Below are 26,226 nucleotides of genomic sequence, written 5' to 3' on the forward strand. Positions count from 1 at the left end.
GTTTGCATCGAACTGCCGGGTACAACGTAGCGCACCCCACGGTATTCCCGCGAGGAGCCGGCCCGCCACGCGACCGAGCATCGGGCCGCTCCTGTCCGCCGAACTGCCGACCGCGGGAGCCCGCCGATCCGCGTAGCGTCGAACCGGAACCCCTCACCAGGTTCGCTGATCAGGACGAGGTTCCACCGTGACGACCATCACCTCGACAGCCGCACTCGTCGACGACGAATGGGTGCTGCGCTGCGTCGACTACCCGGCGATCGAACACCACGGCGCATGGCTCGACGACGTCGTCGTCCAGCACCGCACGATGGTGCACGACTTCGCGGGCGAGACCCCGCGCATCGAGTTCGTCGTCGGCGACCCCTCGACCGCCACGCGCATCGCCACCGTCCGGTGCGCGAGCGAGCGCGCACGGGCGATGCGCGCGGAGGCCCGGGTGCTCGAGGAGTCCGTCGCCGACGACCGCGTCGCCCTGGTCGCCCGTCTCACCGAGCTCAACGTCGCGCCGTCCGAGATCGCCGAGATCCTCGGCCTCTCCGTCCGTGCCGTGCGCGACGAACTCGGTTCCGACGAGGAAGCACGGATCGCCCGGCGGATCCTCCGGACCCTGCACCACGCCGACGAGCCGCAGCCGGCGGACGGGCAGCGCGGCTAGGCGTCGTCCTCGATCACCCGGCCGCGCAGCACCTTCGATTCCCGCCACAACAGGTACGCGCCGGTCCAGACGAACATGATCGCGACGAGCGCCAGACACGGGAACAGGAACACGAAGTCGAGCGTCGTCCCGATCGGCGGCGCACCCGGCATCGCGGACCGCAGTGCCGGGAACGACAGCAGCGTCGCGCTCAACCAGATCACGTTCGCGAACTCCAGCTTCCGTCGGAGGATCGCACTGCCGACCGTGACGACCGCCATCAGCGTCGTGAACAGGATCGCGAGGATGTAGAACGACACGATCACGATGCTCAGCGCGTCGCGGTGTCCGTCGATCTGCATCGGGACCAGCGTGCGACCGTCCTGCTGCTCGGCACCGGAGCGCTCGGCCTGCATGTTCCACGGCCGCGCGGAGTTCGACATGTCGACCTGGAAGGGCACCGCTCGACCGGTGTCGTCGTTCTGCACGCTGAGCTGGAAGTTCGCGAACGGCTGGTCGAACGGGTACGAGGTGTCACCGCGGTCGAGCGTCAGCGTCAACGAGGTCGCGTCCACCACGGACTGGCCGGGGAACGTCACGACACTCGTCGTCACGCCGCCGCTCGACACCTCGATGCGCAGCGGCTCCGAGATCTCACCTGCCTTGTCGCCGACGAAGTCCCCGTGCGGGATCGGCAGCACGTTCGCCTGCATCACCCGGTTCGACAGGTCGACGTCCTGCACGCTCATCCGCAGCGACATGTAGTTGCCGGTCCGGTCGTTCGGCCCGGACACCGGCACGGTGGTCGTGGTCTTCAGCGCTCCGGAGAGCCCGATCACGACGTAGTACACCGCCAGCAGCACCACCGCGACCAGCAGGATGATCGGCGCGGGATTGCGTCGGGTACGCCGTTCCGGCGGGGCTTCGGTCGTCTGCGTCATCGGTTGCTCCCGGACTGGTCGTCAGGTCGGATCGGACTGGAGGCTGTGGTGCCGCCCGGTGGGTCGGCTCCCGTCGGTGGGCCGGTCGCCACCGGCGCCGTGGGGCTCCCGCCGGTCGACCGGCGGCCCGCCACCGTGGCGGCGAGCGCGAAGAGCAGCATCGCGAGGAGGGGCACCATCGCGCCGGGGAACTCGGTGACGTTGAACGTGGTGATCTGGTCGGCGAGCTGGGACGCCTCGGTCTCGCCCTTCGCGACCGCGGTGGTCACCGTCATCGCGTTGGCCTGCGACGACCGGTTCGACGCCACCTGGATCTGCTGCACGGCGGTGTCCGGTGCGTTCACGGCGTCGGCGAACACCCGGATCGCCACGTCGGCCTGCTTGCCGGGGTCGAGCGGGATCAGGCACGAGAACGTGGTCGTCGCGACCGAGCAGTCGACCGGCTCCTCGTCGACCGCGACGTCGACGTTCCGGTAGACCATGCCGGTGCTCATGCGGGCCGAGAACGTGATCGCCACCGTCGCGCCGGAGCCGTTCGGGCCGAGGGTGCCGCGCATGTCGGCGACCGTTCCCGGCATGATCCGCTGCGTCCCGAACCGCAGGTCCATCGGGAGCGCTCCGTTGCCCGATCCGGCCCCGGCGTCTCCACCGGTCCCGCCGCCGCTGCCGTCTCCGTCACTGCTTCCGGATCCCGAACCGGGCGTGCTCGGGGCCGGAGCAGACGGAGCCGGAGTGGACGGTGCGGGCGCGCTCCCACCCGGGGAACCGCTACCGACGCCGCCGCCTGCCGCGCTCCCGCCGCCGGCCGGTCCTGCGGGGCCGGTCGGAGCCGTGGAGCCGCCACCTGCGGGACCGGAGCCCGCGCTGGGCGGTGGCACCGAGCCTCCCGGCGGGGCGGGGACGACCGGACGGAGCACCGTGAACGTGCGTGAGCCAGCAGCAGATGTGAGGCCACCGAAGGCCTCGGTCACGGTGAGGGTCACCGAGCCGTACGGCAGCGGCTGGTCCGCGGTGCAGGACCAGATGCCGTCCTCGCCGGCGGTCGCGGCGCAGACCACCGTCGGGCCGAGCATCACGGTGACCCGGCCGCCCCCGACGGCGCCGTTGCCGAAGATGCCGGGTCGACGCTCGGGCGTCGAGGAACCGGCGACCGGCTGGGTGAAGCCGGGAGCCGGAGGCGCGACGACCTCGAGCGAGCCGTCGGAGTCGACCGGCGAGACGGACGCCGTCGTCGACGCGGCGCTCGTGGCGATCAGGTAGGAAGTGCCGGGGGCGGTGCCCGTCGGCGCAGCGCCGGTGATCGTCACCGTCGCGGATGCGCCGGGGGCGATCGTGCCGACGGGGACGCCGCTCGGGAGCGCTGCGCAGTCGACCGCGGTGCTGCCCACTCGGCACGTCGTCGCCGGGAAGCCACCGAGGCCTGCCGTGAACACGACACCGCGGGCTTCACCGTCACCGCCGTTCGCGATCGTCACGGTGCGGGTCGCCGGTTGTGTGGGAATGAGCCGTTCGGCGCCGGACTGCGTGATCGAGAACGCTGCTGGTGCGAGGACGGTGAACGTGCTCGTCGCCGTCGGCGAGACCTGGCCGAACCGGTCGGTCTGCGTCGCTGTGACCGTGTGCTCACCGACCGTGAGCGGGTCGCTCGGGTCGCACGACCAGGTGGTCGTGGCGTCGGCCGGCGGTGAGCAGAGCTGGACGCCGTCGAGTGCGACGCTCGCGGCGTTCCCGGCCGTCTTCGTGCCGGTGATCGTCGGCTGGGCGGCGATGGACTCGCTGCCGTCGCCGGGTGCGGTGATGGTCGGGGCACCGGGGGCCGCCGGCGCGACGACGGTGATCGAGTACGGGGCGGCCGGATCGACCGGGACGATGGCGGAGCTGCCGGTCTTCGTGCCGAGCGTCGCGTCCGCGTCGATCACGAGCTGCACGTCGACGGTGTTCGGTGCTCCCCAGAAGAGGTTCCCGCACGCGGCGGACGTGCCGTCTGCGGACGGTGTGCAGGTGAAGGGCGCGAGGCCGGTCCCCGGTTTGGTCGCGGCGGCGGTGATGCGGGTCTGCGGCGGCGCGGTGATCGTCCAGTTCCCGGTGCCGCCGGTCTGGTTCTGGACGGTCGCCACCACCTGCGCGCCCGGCACACCGGAGGGCACCGGGCCGACCTGGGTCATGGCGTTCGCGGGTGCGCTCGGGATGACGACGGCAGCGATCGCGAGGACGACTCCGAGCGCAGCGGCGAGCGTCCGCTGGCGGCGACGTGTCGTCCCCGCGGTGTCCTGCGCCCGCATGCTTCCCCTCGTCCGCGGCTTGTCCCGACGCCGCTGACACGAGGAACGCTAGTCGGAAAGCGCGGCCTCCGGCCGACGCGTTACCCGGCTGTGATACGGCGTGCTCACACGGGCGCGGGCAGCCCCTTGGTGTTCGTCGTGGGGGCGGTGTGGTGCATACCGTCCGCGAGCCACACCGCGGTCACCGCGAGGAGCACGCTCACCGACGACGCCATCCGCCCCGCGACGAGCATCGCGTCGTGGTCGTGTCCGCTGCCGTTCGTCACCGCGAGCACGAGCGCGGCGATCCCCACGGCGAGCGTCACCCCCGTCGAGACCAGCAGCACCGCCGTCACCACCCGACGAGGACCCCGGCGGCCGTCCCGGTCCCCACGCGCACCACGGTCGACGAGTGGTCCGACGGCACGGACCAGCCCCACCCAGAACAACGCGACCGCACATGCGCCGACGATGTCGCTCACCCGGTGCCAGCCGTAGACCACCGTCTGGTTCGCCACGAACACCGCGTACGCGGCGCCGAGGAGCAGCACGATCGGCCGGAACCGACGCGGCGTGACCATCAGGACCGCGAACAACGCCGCCATCGCGATCGTCGCGTGACCGGACGGGAACGAGTTCGGCGTCGTGGACCCGGCGATCTCCGGGCGCACGGCGATACGCTTGAGGAGCGTGGAGGTGCCAGCCGAGGCGAGCACCACCACACCCGCCGCCAGCCCGACGGCGAGCCGCCTCCGTGCGAACGCGACGGCGGCGATCACCACGACCAGCAGCAGGATCACCGGGACCGAGATGACGTTGAGTGCGGTGTCCGACCCGAACAGGTCGGTCTCCCGGACCCCGCCGAGCGCAGAGTCCTCGACCCGTTGCCCGAGCGGCGTCAGCACGGCGACCGCGTAGACGAGAGGCACGATCACGAACCCCAGAGCCGACAGCACAGCCCACCGGAACCGGCGCGAGACACTCGGTCCGCGCCCGTCGTCGCGCGGATCGGACGCGGTGCGCTCCGGCGTGCGGCTCACGGGGATCGTCCTCCTCGGGGTCGTCGTCGCGGGCCTGGTGGTGCGCCTCGTCACGGCGCTGCGGACCGGTGGTCGCTCGGGCGGATCGTCGGCCGTGCGATCGGGTCGGTCGGGGTCCGATCGATTGGGTCGGTCGGGGTCCGACACGATACCGTTGTCGGGCCGGTCGAAACCTGGGAGCCAGGGCCCGATCGGCCTGTTGCGGCAGGCAGTGCCCACCCGCGCTGGGCGCACTGCGCCGCAGGATCCAGCCACGACGAGTCTCGTGGCGCAAGAAGAGGAGACCGAAGTGGCCGTCAAGGAACCGAGCATCATCGCATCGCCGAACCGCGGGCTGGCGCTGACCGTCGGCACCCTGCTCTTCATCTGGGGCGTCCTGGGCTTCTTCTTCGCCGGCGACGGTGGCCACGCGTTCTTCGGCGACTCGGGCGGCATGCTCTGGAACGCCTTCCAGGTGAACCCGGCACTCGCGTTCCTGTGGACGATCCTCGCTGCAGCGCTCTTCATCGTCGGACTCGGCAACACGATCGGGTCCCGCAACGTCAACCTCCTCGTGGGCGTCGTGCTGATCGTGCTCGCGGTGTACGGCTTCGTGTTCGTGAACACCTCGGCCAACGTCTTCGCGCTGAACACCGCCGACAACGTCTTCAACGCCATCGTCGGCGTGGTCCTGCTGCTCACCGCGCTCGGTGCCGACAAGCAGAACATCCGCGCGCTCCGCGCCTCGGCGAACGCCTGACGCCTTCCGCGCCACCACGACGCCCGTCTGCCGCTCGGCAGGCGGGCGTCGTCGTGTGTGGGGTGGGGCGGACGTCGCGGGAGTTCGGCGCGTCAGGACTCGGGTGCGCTCGTGTCCTTCGGGGCCTCGAGCTGCGTGGCGACGATGCGCGGCGCCTCTGACATGAAGCGCCGGACGTCGAGGTCCACGATGATGTCCTGCGGGCGCAGCGGTCGGCTCAGGTAGAGCCCCTCGAGCGAGGTCAGCCGCGACAGCGCGACGTACGTCTGCCCGGCGCTGAACACCCGGTTGCCGAGGTCGACCACGGCCCGGTCGTAGGTGCTGCCCTGCGACTTGTGGATGGTGACCGCCCAGGCCAGACGCAGGGGGAACTGCTGGAACTCCCCCACCGTGTCCTTCTTCAGCTCCTTCTTGTCCGCGTCGTAGGAGTACTTGAACTTCTCCCACACCGACGGCTGCACCTCGAAGGACTCCCCGTCGACGTCGACCCACACGGTGTCGCGGATGGTCTGCACGATCCCGAGCGTGCCGTTCACCCAGCGCTGGTCCGGGTCGTTGCGGAGGAACATCACGTGCGCCCCCGGCTTGAGCTCGAGGGCTTCGTCCGCGGGGAAGTTCCGCCCACCGAAGTCGCCGTTGACGTCCGCCCTGGCGGTCTTCGTGGCGCCGGGCAGTCGGTCGAGCGCAGCCTTGTTGATCTTCGCGACGGTGTCGTTCCTGGTGGCGAGCGTGATGGCGTCGTCCGGCGCCGGCCGAGCTCCCGCTTCGTTCAGGCGATTCGCGATGTCCGCGGTGACCCGTCCGTGCCGCACCGCGGTGAGCATCGCAGCGAAGGCGTCGTCCCGCTGTCGGTGCACGGTCGCGAGCTCGATGATGTTGAGCTCGGCTTCGAGCCACACCTTCGCGTCGAAGAACCACAACGACCGGTAGTGGTCCGTGAAGTAAGCACGCTCGTCGGAATCTCCGGGGACCGGGGGCAGCTGGTACGGATCGCCGAACATGACGACCTGCACCCCGCCGAACGCCTCGAACTGACGCCCGCGGGCCTTGCGGAGCGAGCGGTCCATCGCGTCGAGCAGGTCGGCGTTGACCATCGAGACCTCGTCGATGACCAGGGTGTCCATCGTGTTGAGGAGCTTGCGGGTCTCCGGTCCCTGTCGCAGTTCGGCGTCGGCGATGAGCCCGATCGGCAGCCGGAACAACGAGTGGATCGTCTGGCCGCCGACGTTGAGCGCGGCGACCCCGGTCGGTGCGCAGATCACGACCTGCTTCTCGGTGTTCCACGCCAGGTGGTTCAGCAGCGTCGACTTCCCGGTGCCGGCGCGGCCGGTGATGAACACGTGGTCGCGCGTCGACTCGATGTACTCGAAGACGGCCCGCTGCTCGGCGCTGAGCTCGACGCTCACGGGGTGCTCGCCTCGGAGTCCGCGCTGACGTCGTCGAAGTCGTCGTCCGCCGTCTGCACGGAACCGTGTTCCGGACCTCGAACCGGGGCGGTGCGCGGTTCCGTGTCCACTTCGGGGTGCTGCAGCTGACCGGCACCGGCCACCCCCCGGCCCCGCCGCACCCGGACGAGCCCGACGACGAGCACCGTCACGAGCAGCAGGACGCCGGCGACGACGAGCACGACACCGGCTCGGGCCTGGTCGATCAGGGGGTCAGGGCCCCACGTGCGACCCATCGCACCGAACCACGACGCCTGCAGCAGCCCGAGGGGGCCCTGCATCGCGATGCCGAGCGACACCAGCCCCGCGGCGACGACGACTGCGCCGACGGCACGCACGAGGAACGCAGGCCACGACGGCGTCCTGGCGCCAGCGGCGATCGGCGTGAGGAGCGTCGGGAGTGCCAGGAGCCCGACGAGCAGGAACACCGCGTCGATGACGGTGCGTCCGGTCGGGTCGCTCGTGGACCAGCGCAGGGCCTGGGTGCCGAGGAAGGCCCACCAGATGCCAGCGAGCAGCAGGAACGCGGGGAACGGTTGCGCGAGGTACCGGACGGCGGGGTGGTCGACGATGACGTCCGTCCACTCGCGGACACCCGTGCTGTCGTCGTCACGCGGCAGCACCGCGGCACGGATGAGCTGGACGGGCGCCGACGCCCAGACGAGCCCGGGCACGACGAGCCCGAGGAGCACGTGCGCACCGACGTTCGCGGAGACCAGGAAGCGGTCGTAGTCGTGCAGCGCGCCGGAAGTCGCGACGACCAGGCACACGATCGCGATCGCTGCGGCCACGGAACGGCGGGCCGGCCACGACACGCCCCGACGACGCAGGCGGACGACCCCGGCCGCGTACGTCGACGCGAGCAGGACGGCCGCCATCAGCCAGAACAGGTCGAGGTTCCAGGACGTCAACCAGCCCCAGGTGCCCGGGGCGTGCGGAAGGAGGTCGTCGGTGAGGAGCTCCGCCGGGGACGGGTTCGTCGTCTTGCTCAACGCGATCTGGTCGACCGGGGTGGCCGTGCGACCGAGCGCCGCGGCGAACCCGGACGCGACTCCCATCACTGCGAGTTCCACGACGACGAGGAGCCAGAACGGACGCGATCGACTCGGCGTCGACACGAGCGAGGCGATCGTCCGACGGCGTTGCACCGCGCCGAGCACCCCCATGGCGACGATCGCTCCGATCTTCACGAGGATCAGGACGCCGTACGGGGTGAACAGGTTCGACAGCGCGCCGACCCGGATCTGCGCGGAGGCGACCCCGGACACGGCGACGAGCACGAAGCACCCGAGCGCGATGCTCGAGTACCGCCCGACGAGCGGTGCCAGACGGTCGGCGGGCACGACCCCGCGGACGAGCACCAGCATGAGCAGCCCGCCGATCCAGAGCGCCGCACCGACGAGGTGCAACCCGAGGGCCGTGACGGCGGCGTCGTGGCTTGCCGTGCCGGCGGCGTGCCCCTGCTGCGCGAGTGGGATGAGGCCGATCATCGAGACGCCGGCGGTGAGCGCGACCATGCCCCGCGACCGGACGGCGAAGCACAGCACGGTGACCGCGGCGGCGACGAGGACGGTGACCAGCCAGGCGAGGCCGAGGTCGGTGCCGGTGAGGAAGACCCCCATCGACTGCCCGAACTGCTCGTCGAGGCTGACCTTCGACCCGGCGACGCTCAGGAACGTGAAGAAGGTCGTGACGGCCGAGGCGACCGTCCACACGCCGGCCGAAGCGGCGGCGACGTCGATCGCCCGGTTCCACTCGGGGGCGGTGCGCGAGAGGCCGACGGTCGCGAAGGCGAGTCCGCCGATCGTGGCGGCGGCGGACAGGTCCACGAAGACCCGGGCGATCGGGAGCCCGAACCGCACGACGGCGCCGGGGTCGGCGATGAGGGCGGCGTTCGCTCCCCCGCCGATCACGAGGGCGACGAGGACCGCGACGAACGCGACCAGCACGAGCACGGCTGGGCCGCTGACACGTGCGATCCGGTTCACCAGGACAGCCTACGGGCGCGCCCGACCCCCGGCAGAATCGCCGGCGGCAGATGTGGAGAACGAACGACGAAGGGGACGGCGAAACGCCGTCCCCTTCGTGCCGGAGCAGTCCTACTTGACCGCAGCCTTGAGCTTCGAGCCGGCGCTGACCTTGACCGAGTCGCTCGCGGCGATCTCGATGGCCTCACCCGTCTGCGGGTTGCGGCCGGTGCGGGCGGCACGGTGCGTCTTCTCGAAGGCGATCCAACCGGGGATCGTGACCTTCGTGCCGTCGGCGACGGAGCCCGAGACGACGCTGAAGAGTGCGTCGACGACGCCGTTGACGGTGGCCTGGCTCTGGCCGGACTCGGCGGCGACGGCCGCGACGAGCTCGGTGCGGTTCAGTGACTTGTCAGCCATTGGATGTCCTCCTCGGACTTCTTGCGTATCGGTCGGACGCACGCGGCGCCCGTTGCCCCGGGCGGTTGCCCGGTGCTTCGGACCAGCGGGCCGGAGCCCGGCGGAACCGGAGTTGAAACTACCAGCAGGGTGGGACGAAACCTGCCGACTCGCCCGGATTTCCGGGCTTGTTGAGGTGCTGGAGTGACAGATGTGACGAATGTGACGAACTTGTCCCCCGAGAGCGAACCGCGAGCAGACCGCAAGCGGGCCGTGCCCGCACCGCGAGCTCACCCGCGAACGACGAACGCCCCGCCACCGGTGAGGGTGACGGGGCGTTCGGGAAGCGAGTGCTTACCAGGAGCTCTTCGTGATGCCGGGGAGCTCGCCACGGTGGGCCATGTCGCGGAAGCGGACACGGCTGATGCCGAACTCACCGAGGTGGCCACGGGGGCGGCCGTCGATGGCGTCGCGGTTGCGGTAGCGGATCGGCGAGGCGTCGCGGGGGAGCTTCTGCAGCCCCACGCGAGCGGCCTCACGCGACTCGTCCGTGCCGTTCGGGTCCACGAGGGCCTTCTTCAGCTCGAGACGACGGTCGGCGTAGCGCGCGATGATCTCGGCGCGCTGGTTGTTCTTCGCGATCTTGCTCTTCTTCGCCATGCTTAGCGCTCCTCACGGAAGTCGACGTGCTTGCGGACCACCGGGTCGTACTTCTTCAGCACGAGACGGTCCGGGTTGTTGCGACGGTTCTTCTTGGTCACGTAGGTGAACCCGGTGCCCGCCGTGGAGCGGAGCTTGATGATCGGACGAACGTCCTGACCCTTCTTGGCCATCAGATCTTCTCCCCACGGGCGAGGAGGTCCTTGACGACGGACTCGATGCCGCGTGCGTCGATGACCTTGATGCCCTTTGCGCTGAGCGTGAGCGTGACGTTACGACGAAGCGAGGGCACGTAGTACGTCTTCTTCTGCACGTTCGGGTCGAAGCGGCGCTTCGTCCGGCGGTGCGAGTGCGAGATGTTGTGTCCGAAGCCGGGGGTGGCTCCGGTCACCTGGCACACTGCTGCCATGGTTTCCTCCTGTTGAGTACCGTGCGGCCGATCGGCCACACCCAAGGTCACTTGCCTGGCACGCACGCGCGTCGCCACCGACGGTGGTTCTGCGAGGGGGGTGTGCGTGCCGCCCGATCCGGCCGCGGCGTTCGCGACGGCAGGAGGGCTGAACAACTGGGCCCGCGCGGGCGCGGACCAGCCATCCACATTACGGGACGGCCGGGCGTGTCGCAAGTCGGCCTCCGGTCTGGAGGCTCGGCTCGGCTCCGCGACGCGACCGCGGCCCTGCAGGTGGTCACGTCCACGGGCCGCACCTGCGTTCCGGACGGAGGCAGGGCCTCCCGTCCGGCTACGGACCGTCCGTGGGTCTCGGTGCCAACGCCTGGACGAGCAGCTCGCCGAGCTGCCTCGGCGCCGTGAACATCGGCCAGTGGCCGGTGTCGAGTCCGACGATGGTCAGTTCCTCGGTCGCGACGAGCTCCGCCGCCCACGCCTGGTCGTCCGCGACCATGGTCGCGAGCTCCGACGGCCGGATCTCGCACGTGATCACCGTCGCCGGGATCGTGTGCCGAGCCGCGTCCGCGTAGTGGAAGCGGTCGACCGGGAGCCGGGCGGGCTCCGGGATCGCGCGGTGCTCGAACGCCTCCCGGATCGATGGTGTCATCCCCCGCAGGGTCGCCGGCTCCCAGAAGTCCCACGGCGGCAGGGGCACGACGCCGTCCACGACCGGCAGTTCGTCGTTGACGCAGCCGCCGGACGGGCCTGGGAAGGTGTCGACGTACAGCAGGTGCCCGACGAGCGACGGACGCTGGTCCGCAGCCATGTACGCGATCGGCCCGGCGCCGGAGTGTCCCGCGAGCGCGACCGGCTCGTCCGCGGTCGCGACGTCGTCGAGCCGCTCGACGATGGCGGCGACCTGCTCGTCGAGCGTGTCCCCGTCGCGGGTGAGGGCCTCGACGGAGTGACCGGCCTCGCGGAGGACGGGCAGCACCTCGTCCCACGCGTCCGCTTCGAGCCAGAAGCCCGGCACCAGGATCACGTGCATGGCGTGGACGCTACGCGGACGCGCTACCGCGTGCTGCCGTGCACGCTGCGCATTCGCCGAAGATGTCGACCACGTGACTGGCGTTCGTGAACCCGTGCTCAGCGGCGACCTGCTTCGCCCACTGCTCGACCGGGTCGGCCTGGATCTCGACCGTCCGACCGCAGTTCCGACAGATCAGGTGGTGGTGGTGCTTGTCCGTCGTGCACGCCCGGTACAGCGACTCGCCGTCCTGCTGGAGCGAGTCGGCGTCCCCCTCGGTCGCGAGGTCCGCAAGGGCGCGGTAGACCGTGGCCAGGCCGATCGTCGAGCCACCTTCCCGGAGGTGCGCGTGCAGCGCCTGTGCGCTGACGAACCCCTCGGTGGAGTCGAGCGCGCCGCGGACGGCTTCGCGCTGCCAGGTGTTGCGCTTGGGCTTCTGGACGGCGTTCACGCGTTCACTCCTTCCGTGCGACGCGACGGCGCCGCGGTCGTGTCGTGTTCGTCGCGGACCGCGACCCGGTCGCGACCCCGTCGTTCCTTCCGGGCACCGACGATCCGGCACACCACCCAGATGGCGAACGAGATCGACGTCACGTACGGGCTGATCGGCAGGCCGCCGCCGAGTGCCAGCAGGATGCCACCGACGACCGACACGACCGCGAACACCATGCTCAGCACGGGGACCAGGACGGGGTGCACGGTCAGCCGGAGTGCCGCGGCAGCCGGCGTGACGAGCAGCGAGAGCACGAGCAACGCGCCGACGATCTGCACCGAGACCGCGGTCGCGAGCCCGAGCAGCAGCATGAAGACGAGCGCCAGGGTGCGGACGGGGACACCGGCAGCGGCTGCGACGTCCGGGTCCACCGACGAGAACATCAGCGGGCGCCAGATGACCAGCAGGGCGATGACGACGATCGCGCTGATCACGATGAGCGACTGCAGCTGGGGCTGGTCCACCGAGACGATCTGCCCGGTGAGCAGCCCGAACTTGTTGGCCGCACGGCCCTTGTAGAGCGCCAGGCAGAGGATCCCGAGACCGAGACCGAACGGCATGAGCACAGCGATGATCGAGTTGCGGTCGCGCGCCCGGGAGCCGAGCAGCCCGATGAGCAACGCCGCGATGACCGACCCGACGAGCGAGCCCGTCACGACGTTCACCCCGAGCAGCAGGGACGCACTGGCACCGGCGAACGAGAGCTCGCTGATGCCGTGCACCGCGAACGGCATGTTCCGCGCGACGACGAACGGACCGATGAGCCCGCCGACGATGCCGAGCACCGCACCGGCGATGATCGAGTTCTGCACGAGGGTCAGGAGCTCGCCGTAGTCCTGGAAGGAGAAGATCGTCGACCAGACGTCCATCAGATCCGCCCTTCGTCCGGCGTCGCGGCGTGCGGGTCCGGGTCGCAGTGGTGGTCGTGGGCGTCGTTCGCACCGACGATGACGATCCGGCCCATCGTCCGGACGACGTCCACCGGCGTGCCGTACAGGTCGCTCAGCACGTCCGTGCGGAGCACCTCGTCCGGCGATCCGATGCGGAACCGGCCGCCGGCGATGTAGAGCACCCGGTCGACCACGTCGAGGATCGGGTTCACATCGTGCGTGACGAACAGCACCGCGGCGTCCTGCTGGCGACGCTGTCGGTCGATGAGCTCCGTGACACCGCGCTGGTGACGCAGGTCGAGGGAGATGAGCGGTTCGTCGCAGAGGAGGAGCGCCGGATCGGCGGCGATGGCCTGCCCCACCCGGGTGCGCTGCTGCTCGCCGCCGGACAGTTCGGCGACGGGGGCGTCCGCGAACGCGGTGGCGCCGACCTCGTCGATGATGCGGTCGATCCGCTCCCGCTCGGCCTTCCGCTCGGGCCGGATGCCCCAGCGGGAGCCGGTGACGCCCTGCGCGATCATGTCCCGCGCGCGGAGCGGCGTACCGGACTCCATCAGGCGCTGCTGCGGGATGTAGCCGATCTTCCGGTGCCCGCGGCGGACGGGCTGGCCGAGGAACGACATCGAACCGCTGGTCAGGCGCTGCTGCCCGAGCACGGTCTTCAGCAGGGACGTCTTGCCGGCGCCGTTCGGGCCGAGGACCGCGAGGAACTCCCCCGGCGCGACGTCGAGGTCGAGGCCGTCCCAGAGCTTGCGGGTGCCGTAGGACAGGCCGGCGTCGCGGAGCGCGAGCACGGCGGAACCGCCACTGCGCTCGGCAGTGGCGGTTCGCGGGTCCTGTCCGGGCTGGGACCGGTCCTGTCGGGGCTGGACTGCTGTCACTTCGCCAGCGCCGCCTGCACCGCGTCGATGTTCGCCTGCTGCCACGAGACGTAATTCTTCCCCTTCGGGAGCGTCTCCGTGACACCGACCACGGGCACGCCGTTGTCCTCTGCTGCCTTCTTGACCTGTTCGGTCTCCGGGCTGGAGGTCTGCTCGTTGTACGCGAGCAGCTTCGCGGTGTGGCTCGAGTAGAGCTTCAGCGTGTCGTTGAGCGCCGCCGGCGGGACGTCGTCGCCCTCCTCGATCGCCTCGGAGAAGGCGTCCGGCGTGACGTTGTCGAGGCCGATCGCGTCGAACAGGTACCCGGGGACCGGCTCGGTGTACGTCACCTTCTCGCCGTCGTACTGCTTCTTGAGCGCAGCGGTCTGCGACTCGAGGTCCTCGAGCTTCGTCGTGAGCGCCGCGGCGTTCTTCTCGAAGGTCGCCTTGTCCGCACTGTCGAGCGTGCCAAGCCGCTTCGACACGTCGGCGACGAGCTTGACCATCGTCGGGTAGCTGTAGAACACGTGCTCGTTGAACTCCGCGTCGCCACCCTTGTCGAGGCCGGAGAGCTTCACGACGTTGATCGTGTCGGCCTTGGTCTTCGAGGAGTCCGACAGCGTCGTCATGAAGTCGTCGTACCCGCCGCCGTTCTCGATCAGCAGGTCGGCCTTCGAGACCGCGAGCTGGGTCTTGGCGCTGGACTCGAACGAGTGCGGGTCCTGCGACGGGTCGTTCAGGATGCTCGTGACGTCGACGTGGTCGCCGCCGATGGTCTCGACGAGCGAGCCGTAGACGTTCGTGGAGGCGACGACCTTGATCGTGTCGTCACCGCTGCCGTTCGTGGACGCGGAGGAGGTCGCGCAGCCGGTCAGGGCGAGTGCGGCGGCGCCGGCGACGAGCGGCAGGGCGAGGAGGCGGTTGTGCATGACGCCAACGGTAGCCGTTGTTGATAACGATTGTCAAAACCGGTATCAGCGGCGGTGCCGTTCCGCGCGTAGGAGGTCGTTTCGCGCGTTGGAAGCTCTTTCGCGCGCAGGAGGCCCGAATTTCCGGCCGCCTACGCGCGATTCGGCTTTCTACTCCGGCCGCGATGGGCAGGAACGCGCGCTGAGACGGACGGGAGGCACGGTGCCAGCTGGCACCGTGCCTCCCGTTCGACGCGTGGTCGCGTCCTACGCCTTGGTGGCCGCCTCGATCGTGTTCTCGGCGATCGTGTCGTCCTCGCGGCCCGGCGTCCGGAGGTTCCACTTCCTGATCACCCAGCCGAAGAGGAAGTAGTAGATCACCGCGTAGCCGAGGCCGATCGGGATGAGCCAGATCGCCCCGTCCGCCTTGCCGAAGTTCAGCACGAAGTCGATCGCTCCCGCCGAGAACGAGAAGCCGTCGTGGATGCCCAGCGCATTCACCAGCGCCAGGGACGTCCCCGTGAGCACCGCGTGGATGACGTAGAGCGGGAACGCCACGAACATGAACGAGTACTCGAGCGGCTCGGTGATGCCCGTCACGAACGAGGTCAGCGCGGCGGAGAGCATGATGCCGCCGACGAGCTTGCGGTTCTGCGGCTTGGCGTTGCGCCAGATCGCGAGCGCACCGGCCGGCAGCGCGAACATCATGATCGGGAAGAAGCCGGTCTGGAAGATGCCGGCGGTCGGGTCGCCCGCGAGGAAGCGCGCGATGTCACCGTGGTAGGTCACACCACCGGTCGTGAAGCTGCCGAGCTGGAACCACGGGAAGAAGTTGAGCAGCTGGTGCAGGCCGATCGGGATGAGCATGCGGTTGACGAACCCGAAGATGCCACCACCGATGACGGCGTTGTCCGCGACGGCCTGGCCTGCTGCGGTCAGCGCGATGTCGAAGTAGCGGTACACGAAGGACATGAGCACCGCGATGATCAGGCCGGCGACCGCGGTCAGGATCGGCACGAGGCGACGACCGGAGAAGAACCCGAGGAAGTCGGGCATCTTCGTGCGGTGGAACTTCTGCCAGAGCCACGCGGAGACGAGCCCCATCACGATGCCGCCGAGGACACCGAAGTTGATCGTCGCCTGGTCGCCGTTGGCGTCCTTGACCCCGGCGAGCACGATCGGCGACATCGCCGCGAAGACCTGGTACATGACCATGTAGCCGACGACCGCGGCGAGCGCCGTGGTGCCGTCGGACTTCTTCGCCCAGCCGATCGCGATGCCGACCGCGAAGAGCAGCGGCAGCCAGGTGAACACGCCGTTGCCGGCGGCCGCGATGATCGTGGCGCCCTTCTCGAAGCCGGGGATGGCGCCGAGCATGTCGGACTGGCCGAGTCGGAGCAGGATGCCCGCGGCGGGCATGACCGCGATGGGGAGCAGCAGGCTCCGGCCGAGCCGCTGGGCGTTGGCGAAGAGCTTGCTCTGCTTCTTCGGCGTCTTCTTCTCCGGCACATCCGTGGCAGCAGTCGTGCTCATCGGAGTTCCTCTCGTCATTGGGTGGAGCTGGTCGGGGTGAGTTGAGTCGCGCAGCCGGCGCAGGTAACCTCGGCGGTATCGCCAGGTCCGGTCCTGTCCGGTCATGACCAGTACGTAGTGTCGATGACCGCGCACAGCATGTCAACCTGGACGCGCACCCTTAACGAGGAGGAAACAGATGGCCGACATCAAGGCTGCCGACATCATCGCCGCGCTCGGCGGTGCCGACAACATCGAAGAGGTCGAGGGCTGCATCACGCGTCTCCGCGTCGAGGTGGAGGACGGTGACCTCGTCGACAAGGGCGCGCTCCAGGCCGCCGGTGCCCAGGCCGTCGTCGGTGGTGGCACCGGCTGGCAGGTCATCGTCGGGCCGATCGCCGACAACCTCGCGCAGGACATCCAGGACGAGCTGTGACCGCAGTCCTGACGCCGTTCGCCGGGCCGGTCGTCGCACTCGCCGACGTGCCGGACCCGGTGTTCGCCGGGCAGCTCGTCGGAGCCGGTGTCGCGGTCGACCCGACCGGTGTCGATGGCACGGTCACCGCGGTCGCACCCGTCGACGGCACCATCGTGAAGCTGCACCCGCACGCCTTCGCGCTGCAGGGTACGGCGGGGACCGACGTGCTCGTGCACGTCGGGATCGACACGGTGAAGATGTCGGGCGAGGGCTTCGAGCTCCTCGCGGCCGAGGGCGACACCGTCGCGGCCGGGGACCCCGTCGTCCGCTTCACCCCCGCGACGATCTCCGCGGCCGGGTACTCCCCGGTGTGCCCCGTCGTCGTGCTCGGCTCCGCGCCGGACTCGATCGCGCAGGGCACCGTGGGCACCACGGTCACCGAGGGCGACACCCTCTTCGAGGTCTGATCCGCCCGGAGTTCACGGCCCTGGCGACACTTCACAGGATCACGTTCGCGTGAAATGTCGCCAGGGCCGAAAGTCCGCCTCGCGCGCCCGCGCTACACGACGGACTGCGTCGCGGTGACCTCCATCTGCACGCGGTAGCGGTCCGACCGGTACCAGCTCATGGCGTGCTCGACCGGGCGGTCCCGCGAGTACGACACCCGGTCGAACTCGAGCACGGGCGCGCCGGTCTTCGTGCCGAGCAGCGTGGCGACGTCGTCCGCTGCGGGCTTCGCCGCGACGGTCTGCTGTGCGCGGTCGATCGGCAGGCCGTACTCGTTCGCGACGATCGAGTACACCGACCCGGACAGGTCGTGCTCGAGCAGCCCGGGGAAGGCGCCGGCGGAGAGCCAGGCGTCGTCGATGGACACCGGCGCCCCGTCCGCCATGCGCAGGCGCTTCACGTGGTACGCCGTGTCGGTCTCCCCCAGACGGAGTGCCGCGGCGGTGTCGGGCGGTGGCACACGTTCTTCGCGGACCAGCACGACCGTCGTCGGCACGTGCCCCATCGCCCGCATCTCCTCGGTGAACGACGCCAGGTGCAGCGTCGACTGCACGGGCCGGTGCGCCACGAAGGTGCCCTTGCCGCGGACCCGTTCCAGGTACCCCTCGTTGACGAGCTGCCCGAGGGCCTCGCGCACGGTGATCCGGGAGACGCCGTACTCCGCGATGAGCTGGCGTTCGGACGGGATCGCCGCACCCGGAGCCAGTCGCACCGTCGCGAGTTCGAGGAGGATGCGCCGGAGCTGCTGGTGCTTGGGCTCGGCTCCTTCGGTGATGCGGGTCGTCATCGGCTCCTCGTGCTCCATCGCGGTGGTTCGGCAGCTGGTCATGGGCGGACATGACCAGTTGCCATCACACTAGCGAGTCGCGACCGCCCAGTCGATGTGCATGACAGAACGCGACATGTGGACGGATTCTCACCGATCCCCGAGGGGGCCCTCTGGGACACTCCATCGGAAGCTGCCAGGATGTCGCCGTGACATCCGTGGTGATCATCGACGACGAGGGGCTCGTCCGCTACGGCTTCGGGCTCATCCTCGGGGCCGCCGACGACATCGAGGTCGTGGCGAGCGGCAACGACACGGACGCGCTGTCGATCGTCGCCGAGCACCGCCCCGACGTCGTCCTGCTCGACGTCCGGATGCCCCGGATCAGCGGCCTCGACCTGCTCGCCGGGATCACGGCGATGCCGGACCCCCCTGCGGTCGCGATGCTCACGACCTTCGACGCCGCGGAGCACCTGGGCCGGGCGATGGAGCTCGGCGCAGCGGGCTTCCTGCTCAAGGACACCGATCCCGAGCACCTCGCGCAGTACGTCCGCGTGCTCGCCGCCGGTGGCGTGGTGCTCGCGCCGGGGCTCGACCGGAGCCGCCTCTTCGCGCAGACGTCCGAACCGGTCGCCGCGCCACCGCTCTCCGACCGTGGTCGCGAGGTGCTCCGGCTCCTCGCCGACGGCGCGAGCAACCCGGAGATCGCCGTCCACCTGGGCGTGAGCACCGGCACCGTCAAGGAGGACGTCCGCGGCCTCCTCGCCGCCTTCGGCGTCACGAGCCGCGTCCAGCTCGCACTCCGCGCCGCAGCCGCTGGCCTGCTCACGTGAGCGCACGGCGGATCCGGCGGCTCGCCAAGGCGACCGACGGGAGGCTCGACACGGCGGTCGACGCCGGCCTGCGCTGGGTGCGCACGCACCGGGCACCGTGGTGGCTGGTCGACGCGTTCTTCGTCGCCGCCGCCGTCGCGGACGCCGTGCTCGACATCTCGGGGGCGACGCAGTTCGAGACCGTGATGTCCCTGGTGGCCGCGGCCGCACTGCTCCTCCGACGCCGGCTCCCCGTCACCGCGTTCGCGCTGACCCTTCCCGGCCTGTTCATCGGCTCGGCGGTGGTCGCCTCCGCGGTGGCGTTGTTCACGATCGGCGCGCGCACCCAGCGACGGTGGGTGATGCTCCTCGCCGCGGTCGTCGAGTTCGTGGGCTTCAGCGGGTTCGTCGGCCCGCCGCAGACGCTGGACGACATCGTCGTGTCCATCATCTACGCGCTCATCTTCGCGCTCGGCCCGATCTCGATCGGGCTCCTGGTCCAGACCCGCGCCAGCCTCACCGAGCGCCTGGTGGAACGCGACGCCGCCCGGGCGGACGAACGCCGACAGGCGGCAGCCGTGGCGCTGTCGCGGGAACGGGCGCTGCTCGCGCGGGAGATGCACGACGTCGTCTCGCACCAGGTCACGCTCATCGCGGTCCAGGCGGGCGGGATGCAGATGGCGGGCAGGGACGAGGCCGAGCGCGGGTTCGCACGGACGATCCGGCAGCTGTGCGTCGTGACGCTGCAGGAACTGCGCGAGATGGTCCAGGTCCTGCGCGCATCGGGTGGCACGGACCGCGCGATCGCTCCGCAGCCGGTGCTCGCCGACCTGCAGCGGCTCATCGACGACTCCGGACTCGACACCCGCACGGACGTCGTCCTGCCGGAGACCCTCGGGCAGCCGGTCCAGCGCGCCGTGTACCGCTTCGTGCAGGAAGCGCTGACCAACGTCCGGAAGCACGCCCCCGACGCCGCGGTCGAGGTCACCGGGCTCGTCGAGGACGGTGACGTCGACGTCCGCGTGTCCAACGGTCCGGCGCGGGGTGCACGGCTCGAACTCCCAGGCTCCGGCCTCGGTCTGATCGGGCTCGGCGAGCGTGCGTCGTTGCTCGGTGGTTCACTCGAGTTCGGACAGACGGCCGACGGCGGGTTCGCACTGCACCTCCGGCTGCCCGTCGAACACCTGCCCCCGGCCCCCGCCGTCTGATCCGACGGCCAGCCCGGGATGGCCGATCGGCCAGCGCGGTTCAGCCCCGGGGTCGATGTCCCCCGCGCGTCGATCCGCTGGGATGCAAGGGTGCGCATCACTCCCTTCGTCGTCAGGCTCCGTCGGTACCCGGTGACCGTCGTCGTCACGGTCGTGACCGCCGCGCTCGTCGCCGCCGCACGGCTGAACGGGTCCGAGCCGGACTTCCCGCACCACCCGCCCGTCGCGTGCGTCGCGTTGCTCGCCCTGCTCGTCGCCGCGGCGGTGTCCGAGCGCGCCATCGGATCGGTCCGGACGGTCGTCGTCGGGCTCGTGGTCCCGACGGTCGCGATCCTCCTCACCCGGGTCGCGGTCACGGTCGGTGCCGCCCTCGGTGAGGCCCACGCCGAGGTCGCCCACGGGCAGCAGCTCATGGCGCCGAGCGTCGTCGCGGTGGCGCTCTTCGCCGCGTCCTCCGCGGCGCTGCCCACGCAGCGCCGGTGGCGCGTCCGCACCGTCCTCTGGACGGTGACCGTCACCCTGCTGCTCTTCGCCGGTCACGGATCGGACGTGGCCCGTGCCCTGGCCGCGCTGCTCGGGGTGGCGAGCGGCGCGCTCGTCATCGGCCGAGCCTCCCGTCCTGCCCGTCGTGACCCGCTGTCGGTCCGCACCGTCATCACGGCCGCGCTCGCGGCCCTCGGCTCCGGATCGCTCGTGACGCTCGTCGTCCCCGATCCCGATGGCGTCCTGTCCCCGTTCGCCGACGCGATGACCGACCGTGCCGTCGTGCTGGTCGGTGCGCTCCTGCTGCTCGCGGCCTGGCTCGTGTCGCACGGCCGGCGGGCCGGCGTCGTCGTGGCGGTGACCGTGCTCGTCGTGGTGACCGCCGTGCTCGCCGACGCGTTCGTCATCGAACCGATGACCGCCGACGCGCTGCAGTGGCAGGGCCTCGGGCTCGACGAGGTCGAGTGGCAGGTCACCCTCATCGGCGCCTGGGTCGTCCCGGCCGGGGTGCTCCTCGCCGTCCTGCTACTCCGCGACCGCCTGGTCCGGGGGCGGTTCCGTGCGGCGACGAGCACGACCGACCTCGTGGCGATGCTCCGCGACGGCGATGCCGGGACCCTCGGGCACATGGGGACCTGGCGGGGCAACGCCGTCTGGTCGCACCCCGAGGGACTCGGCGCCGTGGCCTACCGGGTCCGCGGGGACGTCGCTCTGACCGTCTCCGACCCGGTGTGCTGCGCCGACGACCGCGCCGCGGTGATCGCGGGGTTCGTCGTGCACTGCGACCAGAACGGGTGGACGCCGGCGTTCACGAGTGTGCACGCACCGGTGCGGGAGGTCCTGGCTGCCGAGGGCTGGACCGCGCTGCCCGTCGGGGTCGAAGCCGTGCTCGACGTCACCACGTTCGACCTGCGCGGCAAGCGGCGGCAGGACCTGCGCACCGCGTCGAACCGCGCCGATCGCGAGGGGGTACGCGACGAGTGGACACGCCTCGAGGCGCTCGACGCCGAACAGCGCGCACAGGTCGAGGCGATCTGCACCCGCTGGGCGGCCGACCGTCGTCTGCCGGAGATGGGGTTCACGCTCGGCGGGTTCCGGGAGCTCGACGACCCGGACGTCCGACTCGCACTCGCCGTCGACGCCGAGGAGCGGGTCGTCGCGGTGACGAGCTGGCTGCCGGTGTACGCGCACGGGACGCTCATCGGGTACACGCTCGACGTGATGCGCCGCGGGGAGTCCGGGATGCCCGGCGTGATCGAGTTCCTGATCGCCAGGACCGCCCTGCGCTCCCGTGAGGCCGGGCTGACCATGCTGAGCCTCTCCGGCACGCCGCTCGCCGCGCACGACCCGGCGGCACGCGGGGTGCTCGACCGGGGTTCGCTGCTCGTCTCCCGCGTCCTCGAGCCGGTCTACGGGTTCCGCTCACTCCAGCGCTTCAAGGAGAAGTTCGGCGCAGCGCACGAGCCGCTCTGGCTGGTCGTCCCCACGCCCCTGCACGTCCCGCGGGTGGCACGGGCGCTCGCGAGCGCGTACGTCCCCGGCTTCCGCCCGCGGCACCTGCTCGAACTCGGCCGGGCGCACCGCGCGGCAGCCGGAGCACGCTCGTGACGGACCCGTTCCACTGGGTGATGGGCACGCGGCTGCAGGTGCCCACGAAGCTCGTGCCGGCCGACGTCGTGTTCGTCGTGCTCGTCCTGCTCGTGGCGCTGCCGGCGTTCCGGTCGACCGGGCGCGACGGGGGCGCCCGGAGCCGGTGGCCGGACCGCGCTGCCTGGCGCCGGACGGAGATCCGTGCGCTCGGCGCCGTCGGCGGTGGGCTCGTCGGGCTCCTCGCCTGTTGGGTGGTCGGCGACCTCCTCAACGCCTTCGACGTGCGGCTGACCGACGTGACGCGGATGTGGGTGGCGTTCGCGTTCGCCGGGCTCGGGCTGGCGGCGGTCGGTCTCGTGCAGGGCGGACGGGGCCGACGCGTCCTCGCGGTGGTGCTCGTGCCCCTCGCGCTCCTCGTCCCCGCGCTGGGCGTGAACGTCGACTACGCCGCGTACCCGACGCTGAACGCGCTCGTCCAGACCGATCCGTTCCCGGCGCTCGACCTGGGTGCCGAGACCGGCGGTGGCAGCGGGGCCGTCGCGGCCGGGTCGGCTGGATCCGCCGGGACGACCGGGACTCGTGCGGCCGACCGGTGGGTGCCTCCGGCGACGATGCCCGCCACCGGCCTGGTCGGCACCGTCCGGATCCCCGGCCGGGAGTCCGGCTTCCCCGCCCGACCAGCCGTCGTGTACCTGCCGCCGGCGGCCCGCACCGCCGACCCGCCGCCGCTCCCCGTCATCGTGTCCCTGTCCGGCCAGCCGGGCTCACCGAGCGACATGTTCACCGCCGGTGGGCTCGCGAGCACCCTGGACGCGTACGCCGCAGCCCACCACGGGATCGCGCCGATCGTCGTGTCGGCAGACCAGCTCGCCGTCCCCGGGCACAACACGATGTGCGTGGACTCGACCATCGGGAACGCCGCGACCTACATCACGCGCGACGTCCCGGACTGGATCACCTCGCACCTCCGCGTCACGACCGATCGCCGCGGGTGGGGGCTCGTCGGGTTCTCGCAGGGGGCGACCTGTGCCATGCAGTTCCTCGCCGGACACCCCGACCGATTCAGCGCGGCACTGGCGATCTCCAGCGAGCCGCAGCCGATCGACCGCTCGCCGCAGAACAGCGCGGACGAGGCGTTCGGCGGTTCCCTGCGCCGCTGGCGAGCCGCCGCTCCTGGTGCACTGATGGCCGCGAACCGGCCGTACCCGGACTCGTCGGTGTGGCTGACCGCGGGGTCCACGGACGGCGAGTTCGTCCGGTCCGCCCGGCACCTCGGGTCTGCGGCGCGGGCGGCCGGGATCCGCACGACGGTGGCGTCGGCACCGGGAAGCGGTCACGACTGGAACACCGTGCAGTGGTCCGTGTCGACCGAGCTCCCGCACGAGGCGGACGTCCTGCTCACCGCTCCCGGCGTGGTGCACGGGTGAACGACCGCTCGGCGATCGCGGCGATGCGCGCGGCCCTGTTGGGGATCGCGGTGTTCGTCGCGGTCGTCGTGCTGACGTGCTGCTCGGCGGAGTGGGCCCTCGGGAGCGTGCTGCTCGTGCTCGCCACCGTCGCCGGCGCGTTCGTCGTCACGCTCGGCCCCGGACGACGCTGACGCGGAGCGGGCCTCGATGCCGGACCTCCGCGCCGGGTCCGGCCCCGGCTTTGGCTCGATCGAGTGCGCAGAAAACGAGTTCCGGCCGCCCATCGCCTGCCCACTTCTGCGCACTCGATCGCGCGGGGCGAGAGGCGTTGACGATGGCCGGGACTCGGCACAGGGTCGATCGAGTGCGCAGAAAACGAGTTCCGGCCGCCCGTCACCGGTCCACCTCTGCGCACTCGATCGCGGGGCGAAGGGCGAGCGGCGAGCGGCGCGGGGCGAGGGGCGACTCCCCGGACGACACCGACGCGGGCCGGGACTCGGCTCCGGGTTGATCGAGTGCGCAGATCACGCGTCCAGCCCGCCCGTCACCGGTCCACTTCTGCGCACTCGATCGCGGGAGGGCGGGGCGAGCGGGGTGGGAGGGGCGGGGCGAGCGGGGCGGGGCGGGGCGACTCCCCGGGCGACGCTGGGGCGGGCCGTCAGGCGTTCGCGACGAGCCAGTCGTACTGGGCGTCGGTCAGCGCACGATCGGCCCAGACCTGCCGCTCGACACCGCTCGGCGTCGGCGCAGCGGTGGTGCCCTGCCAGACGAGTGACAGCCCCGCTCGGGCGAGCACCGTCGCCGAGGCGGGGTTGTTCGTCAGCACCCGTCCGGTGATCGGCGTCCCCGGAGTCGTCTCGAGCGCAGCGCTGACGGCCGCCCGCGCGATCTCGGTCGCGTAGCCGTTCCCCCACGCGCTCGGCGCGAGGCGGTACCCGAGGTTCCACACCCCACCGGCGGTCATGTCCACGCCGCCCACACCGATCACGACGCCGTCGTGCCGGATCGTCCACGACCCGAGCCCGTGCCGGACCCGGCCGCCGATCTTCCGCTGGACGAGGTCCTGCGTCTGCTCGCGCGACACGTGTCGACCAGAGGGCAGGTGCGCCCAGGTCCGGGCGTCGGAGTAGATCGCGTGCACGGCGTCGATGTCGGCCGGTGTCACGGGGGTCAGGACGAGGCGATCCGTTCGGATCTCCTGCGGGGCGCTCAGGAGCTGGTGGACCATGTGTCGATCATCGCCCCGACCACCGACATCCGCGTGAACACCACGCCAACAACGCCTCAGTCGAGCAGGAGCGCCGGCTCCTCGAGCACCGAGGCCACGTCGTGCACGAACCGGGACGCGACGTCGCCGTCCACCACGCGGTGGTCGAACGAGGCACCGATCGTGGTCACCATGCGCGACCGGACCTCGCCGTCGACGACCCACGGCTTCGGCTTGATCGTGCCCATCGCGACGATCGCGACCTGCCCCGGGTTGAGGATCGGCGTGCCGGTGTCCATGCCGAACACGCCGATGTTCGTCACCGTGATCGTGCCGTCGGCCATCTCGGCCGGGCTGGTCTTGCCGTCGCGCGCGGTGAGGGTCATCTGCTCGAGCGCCTTCGCGAGCTCGAGGAGCGACATGTCCTGCGCGTCCTTGATGTTCGGCACGATGAGCCCGCGAGGGGTCGCCGCCGCGATGCCGAGGTTCACGAAGTGGTGCACGATGATCTCGCGGTCGGTCCACGAGGAGTTCACCGAGCGGTTGCGCCGCACGGCCCAGATCACGGCCTTCGCCATGATGAGCAGCGGCGACACCTTGACCCCGGCGAACGTCGGCGAGGACTTCAGCCGCTTGACGAACTCCATGGTGCGGGTCGCGTCGACGTCGACGAACAGGGAGACGTGCGGTGCCGTGAACGCCGACGTGGTCATCGCGGTCGCGATCGCCTTGCGGACGCCCTTGACCGGGATGGTCTCCTGGCGGACGTCGCCCCACTCGGGCGTCTCGATGTTGCGGAAGACCGTGGCCTGCGTCGCGTGGCGGATGACGTCGTCACGCGTGACCTCGCCGGCGAGCCCGGTCGCGACGACGGTGGTCAGGTCGACCCCGAGGTCCTTCGCGAGCTTCCGGATCGGCGGCTTCGCGATCACCGGCAGCGCGTTGGCGGCGGGAACGCTGGACGGGCGCGCTGGACGCTTGCCCTGCTCGGCAACGGCGTCGGCGGTGCTCGCCTCGCCGTCGTCGGTGACCAGGTCGAGGTCGGCTTCCCGACTGGAGGCACGGCTCGCCTCGGCAGCGACGGCTGCGGCCCGGCGGGCGCCCGGCTTCCGGCGCGACGGTGCGCTGGTCGCGGAGCCGTAGCCGACGAGGACGGCGCCGGAGGACTCGTCGGTGCCGATGACCGAGGCGCCGTCGGCGGCCTGGATCGGGGACGCGGGGGCCGCGGCAGCGGGGGCCGGGGCGGGAGCTGGTGCGGCGGGTGCCGGAGCAGGGGGTGCTGGCGTGGCGGCCGCTGGCGGCGCCGCAGGCGTCGGGATGGCGGGCGTCACATCAGGGGAGACGGGGGCAGCGTCGGCGACCGGAACCGAGCCTCCCGGCTGTGCCGACGGGCCGGACGCCGATGGGCCGGACGCGTCGGACTCGACCCGGATGATCGGCTTGCCGACCTCGACCGTGTCGCCCTCGCTGACGAGCAGCCCGGTGACCTTGCCGGCGAAGGGCGACGGCAGCTCGACGAGGGACTTGGCGGTCTCGATCTCCACGAGGACCTGGTCCACCGCGATGTCGTCGCCGATCGCGACGCGCCACTGCACGATCTCGGCCTCGGTGAGGCCTTCACCCACGTCGGGGAGGGGGAATTCGGCGACGGCCACGTCG

General features: G+C 71.1%; 27 protein-coding genes. 9 read left to right on the forward strand and 18 right to left on the reverse strand.

Features of this window, described 5'->3' with window-relative positions; all coding sequences use genetic code 11:
- The first annotated feature begins 187 nt into the window (after window positions 1-187).
- The gene (locus ACO0E1_RS06260; RefSeq protein ID WP_422873408.1) at window positions 188-658 is read left to right on the forward strand and encodes a hypothetical protein; all 471 of its coding nucleotides are present in this window, start codon (window positions 188-190) and stop codon (window positions 656-658) included.
- On the opposite strand, the gene ACO0E1_RS06265 is transcribed toward ACO0E1_RS06260, so the two are convergent.
- From ACO0E1_RS06265 to ACO0E1_RS06275, 3 genes are all read right to left on the reverse strand, one after another.
- A complete protein-coding gene (locus ACO0E1_RS06265; protein ID WP_422873409.1) occupies window positions 655-1,578 on the reverse strand; it encodes a DUF4436 family protein in 924 nt (307 codons plus the stop codon). The two genes, ACO0E1_RS06260 and ACO0E1_RS06265, sit on opposite strands and share 4 nt — an antisense overlap.
- A complete protein-coding gene (locus ACO0E1_RS06270; protein ID WP_422873410.1) occupies window positions 1,575-3,860 on the reverse strand; it encodes an Ig-like domain-containing protein in 2,286 nt (761 codons plus the stop codon). The genes ACO0E1_RS06265 and ACO0E1_RS06270 overlap by 4 nt, the downstream gene beginning before the upstream one ends.
- Before the next feature lie 104 nt (window positions 3,861-3,964).
- Window positions 3,965-4,879 carry a phosphatase PAP2 family protein gene (locus ACO0E1_RS06275; RefSeq protein WP_422873411.1) on the reverse strand — a complete coding sequence of 305 codons (915 nt, stop codon included), beginning with the start codon at window positions 4,877-4,879 and terminating at the stop codon, window positions 3,965-3,967.
- Between the two features lie 289 nt (window positions 4,880-5,168).
- Here ACO0E1_RS06275 and ACO0E1_RS06280 point away from each other — a divergent pair, with 289 nt between their 5' ends.
- The gene (locus tag ACO0E1_RS06280) at window positions 5,169-5,618 is read left to right on the forward strand and encodes a DUF4383 domain-containing protein (RefSeq protein ID WP_422873412.1); all 450 of its coding nucleotides are present in this window, start codon (window positions 5,169-5,171) and stop codon (window positions 5,616-5,618) included.
- Window positions 5,619-5,710: 92 nt separating this feature from the next.
- Here ACO0E1_RS06280 and ACO0E1_RS06285 read toward each other — a convergent pair whose 3' ends face one another.
- The 12 genes from ACO0E1_RS06285 to ACO0E1_RS06340 form a co-directional block, all read right to left on the reverse strand.
- Window positions 5,711-7,024, reverse strand: coding sequence for an ATP-dependent DNA helicase (locus tag ACO0E1_RS06285; protein ID WP_422873413.1), 1,314 nt, complete (start codon window positions 7,022-7,024; stop codon window positions 5,711-5,713).
- Entirely contained in the window at window positions 7,021-9,051 is a 2,031-nt protein-coding gene (locus ACO0E1_RS06290; RefSeq protein ID WP_422873414.1) for a bifunctional copper resistance protein CopD/cytochrome c oxidase assembly protein, read from the reverse strand. Before ACO0E1_RS06290 ends, ACO0E1_RS06285 begins: the two co-directional genes overlap by 4 nt.
- 111 nt (window positions 9,052-9,162) lie before the next feature.
- A complete protein-coding gene (locus ACO0E1_RS06295; protein WP_022908191.1) occupies window positions 9,163-9,450 on the reverse strand; it encodes an HU family DNA-binding protein in 288 nt (95 codons plus the stop codon).
- A gap of 333 nt (window positions 9,451-9,783) precedes the next feature.
- Window positions 9,784-10,089 (reverse strand): 30S ribosomal protein S14, encoded by a 306-nt coding sequence (gene rpsN, locus ACO0E1_RS06300; protein ID WP_071299872.1) that lies wholly within the window; start codon window positions 10,087-10,089, stop codon window positions 9,784-9,786.
- 2 nt (window positions 10,090-10,091) lie between these two features.
- Window positions 10,092-10,262 (reverse strand): 50S ribosomal protein L33, encoded by a 171-nt coding sequence (rpmG, locus tag ACO0E1_RS06305; RefSeq protein WP_056123557.1) that lies wholly within the window; start codon window positions 10,260-10,262, stop codon window positions 10,092-10,094.
- On the reverse strand, window positions 10,262-10,498 hold the full coding sequence (gene rpmB, locus ACO0E1_RS06310) for a 50S ribosomal protein L28 (RefSeq protein WP_022903747.1): 237 nt from the start codon (window positions 10,496-10,498) through the stop codon (window positions 10,262-10,264). Before rpmB ends, rpmG begins: the two co-directional genes overlap by 1 nt.
- A 331-nt stretch (window positions 10,499-10,829) precedes the next feature.
- Window positions 10,830-11,525 carry an alpha/beta fold hydrolase gene (locus ACO0E1_RS06315; RefSeq protein ID WP_422873415.1) on the reverse strand — a complete coding sequence of 232 codons (696 nt, stop codon included), beginning with the start codon at window positions 11,523-11,525 and terminating at the stop codon, window positions 10,830-10,832.
- 10 nt (window positions 11,526-11,535) lie between these two features.
- Entirely contained in the window at window positions 11,536-11,955 is a 420-nt protein-coding gene (locus ACO0E1_RS06320) for a Fur family transcriptional regulator (protein ID WP_422873416.1), read from the reverse strand.
- A complete protein-coding gene (locus ACO0E1_RS06325) occupies window positions 11,952-12,866 on the reverse strand; it encodes a metal ABC transporter permease (RefSeq protein ID WP_422873417.1) in 915 nt (304 codons plus the stop codon). The genes ACO0E1_RS06320 and ACO0E1_RS06325 overlap by 4 nt, the downstream gene beginning before the upstream one ends.
- A complete protein-coding gene (locus ACO0E1_RS06330) occupies window positions 12,866-13,681 on the reverse strand; it encodes a metal ABC transporter ATP-binding protein (RefSeq protein WP_422873465.1) in 816 nt (271 codons plus the stop codon). Before ACO0E1_RS06330 ends, ACO0E1_RS06325 begins: the two co-directional genes overlap by 1 nt.
- A gap of 83 nt (window positions 13,682-13,764) precedes the next feature.
- Window positions 13,765-14,676 (reverse strand): metal ABC transporter solute-binding protein, Zn/Mn family, encoded by a 912-nt coding sequence (locus tag ACO0E1_RS06335; protein WP_422873418.1) that lies wholly within the window; start codon window positions 14,674-14,676, stop codon window positions 13,765-13,767.
- 246 nt (window positions 14,677-14,922) lie between these two features.
- Window positions 14,923-16,188, reverse strand: a complete 1,266-nt coding sequence (locus ACO0E1_RS06340; RefSeq protein ID WP_422873419.1) for a PTS transporter subunit EIIC — start codon at window positions 16,186-16,188, stop codon at window positions 14,923-14,925.
- A 178-nt stretch (window positions 16,189-16,366) separates the two neighbouring features.
- Here ACO0E1_RS06340 and ACO0E1_RS06345 point away from each other — a divergent pair, with 178 nt between their 5' ends.
- Complete coding sequence (locus ACO0E1_RS06345; RefSeq protein ID WP_144761695.1) at window positions 16,367-16,603, forward strand: PTS sugar transporter subunit IIB; 237 nt, start codon at window positions 16,367-16,369, stop codon at window positions 16,601-16,603.
- Window positions 16,600-17,052: a PTS sugar transporter subunit IIA gene (locus ACO0E1_RS06350; RefSeq protein ID WP_422873420.1), complete on the forward strand. Its 453-nt coding sequence runs from the start codon at window positions 16,600-16,602 to the stop codon at window positions 17,050-17,052. The genes ACO0E1_RS06345 and ACO0E1_RS06350 overlap by 4 nt, the downstream gene beginning before the upstream one ends.
- A gap of 92 nt (window positions 17,053-17,144) precedes the next feature.
- On the opposite strand, the gene ACO0E1_RS06355 is transcribed toward ACO0E1_RS06350, so the two are convergent.
- Window positions 17,145-17,921 carry a GntR family transcriptional regulator gene (locus tag ACO0E1_RS06355; protein ID WP_422873421.1) on the reverse strand — a complete coding sequence of 259 codons (777 nt, stop codon included), beginning with the start codon at window positions 17,919-17,921 and terminating at the stop codon, window positions 17,145-17,147.
- A 146-nt stretch (window positions 17,922-18,067) separates the two neighbouring features.
- Between ACO0E1_RS06355 and ACO0E1_RS06360 the strand changes: the two genes are divergently transcribed.
- The 5 genes from ACO0E1_RS06360 (at window position 18,068) to ACO0E1_RS06380 (ending at window position 23,551) form a co-directional block, all read left to right on the forward strand.
- Window positions 18,068-18,691: a response regulator gene (locus ACO0E1_RS06360; protein WP_422873422.1), complete on the forward strand. Its 624-nt coding sequence runs from the start codon at window positions 18,068-18,070 to the stop codon at window positions 18,689-18,691.
- Complete coding sequence (locus ACO0E1_RS06365; protein WP_422873423.1) at window positions 18,688-19,878, forward strand: sensor histidine kinase; 1,191 nt, start codon at window positions 18,688-18,690, stop codon at window positions 19,876-19,878. Before ACO0E1_RS06360 ends, ACO0E1_RS06365 begins: the two co-directional genes overlap by 4 nt.
- Window positions 19,879-19,968: 90 nt before the next feature.
- Window positions 19,969-21,969 (forward strand): bifunctional lysylphosphatidylglycerol flippase/synthetase MprF, encoded by a 2,001-nt coding sequence (locus ACO0E1_RS06370; RefSeq protein WP_422873424.1) that lies wholly within the window; start codon window positions 19,969-19,971, stop codon window positions 21,967-21,969.
- Window positions 21,966-23,378 carry an alpha/beta hydrolase gene (locus ACO0E1_RS06375; RefSeq protein WP_422873425.1) on the forward strand — a complete coding sequence of 471 codons (1,413 nt, stop codon included), beginning with the start codon at window positions 21,966-21,968 and terminating at the stop codon, window positions 23,376-23,378. Before ACO0E1_RS06370 ends, ACO0E1_RS06375 begins: the two co-directional genes overlap by 4 nt.
- On the forward strand, window positions 23,375-23,551 hold the full coding sequence (locus tag ACO0E1_RS06380; RefSeq protein ID WP_422873426.1) for a hypothetical protein: 177 nt from the start codon (window positions 23,375-23,377) through the stop codon (window positions 23,549-23,551). The genes ACO0E1_RS06375 and ACO0E1_RS06380 overlap by 4 nt, the downstream gene beginning before the upstream one ends.
- 467 nt (window positions 23,552-24,018) lie before the next feature.
- Here ACO0E1_RS06380 and ACO0E1_RS06385 read toward each other — a convergent pair whose 3' ends face one another.
- Both ACO0E1_RS06385 and ACO0E1_RS06390 read right to left on the reverse strand, forming a co-directional pair.
- The gene (locus ACO0E1_RS06385) at window positions 24,019-24,588 is read right to left on the reverse strand and encodes a GNAT family N-acetyltransferase (protein WP_422873427.1); all 570 of its coding nucleotides are present in this window, start codon (window positions 24,586-24,588) and stop codon (window positions 24,019-24,021) included.
- A 56-nt stretch (window positions 24,589-24,644) separates the two neighbouring features.
- The gene (locus ACO0E1_RS06390) at window positions 24,645-26,222 is read right to left on the reverse strand and encodes a dihydrolipoamide acetyltransferase family protein (RefSeq protein ID WP_422873428.1); all 1,578 of its coding nucleotides are present in this window, start codon (window positions 26,220-26,222) and stop codon (window positions 24,645-24,647) included.
- Between the last annotated feature and the right edge of the window lie 4 nt (window positions 26,223-26,226).

The organism is Curtobacterium guangdongense (assembly GCF_049341845.1).
Taxonomy (GTDB): Bacteria; Actinomycetota; Actinomycetes; order Actinomycetales; family Microbacteriaceae; genus Curtobacterium; species Curtobacterium guangdongense.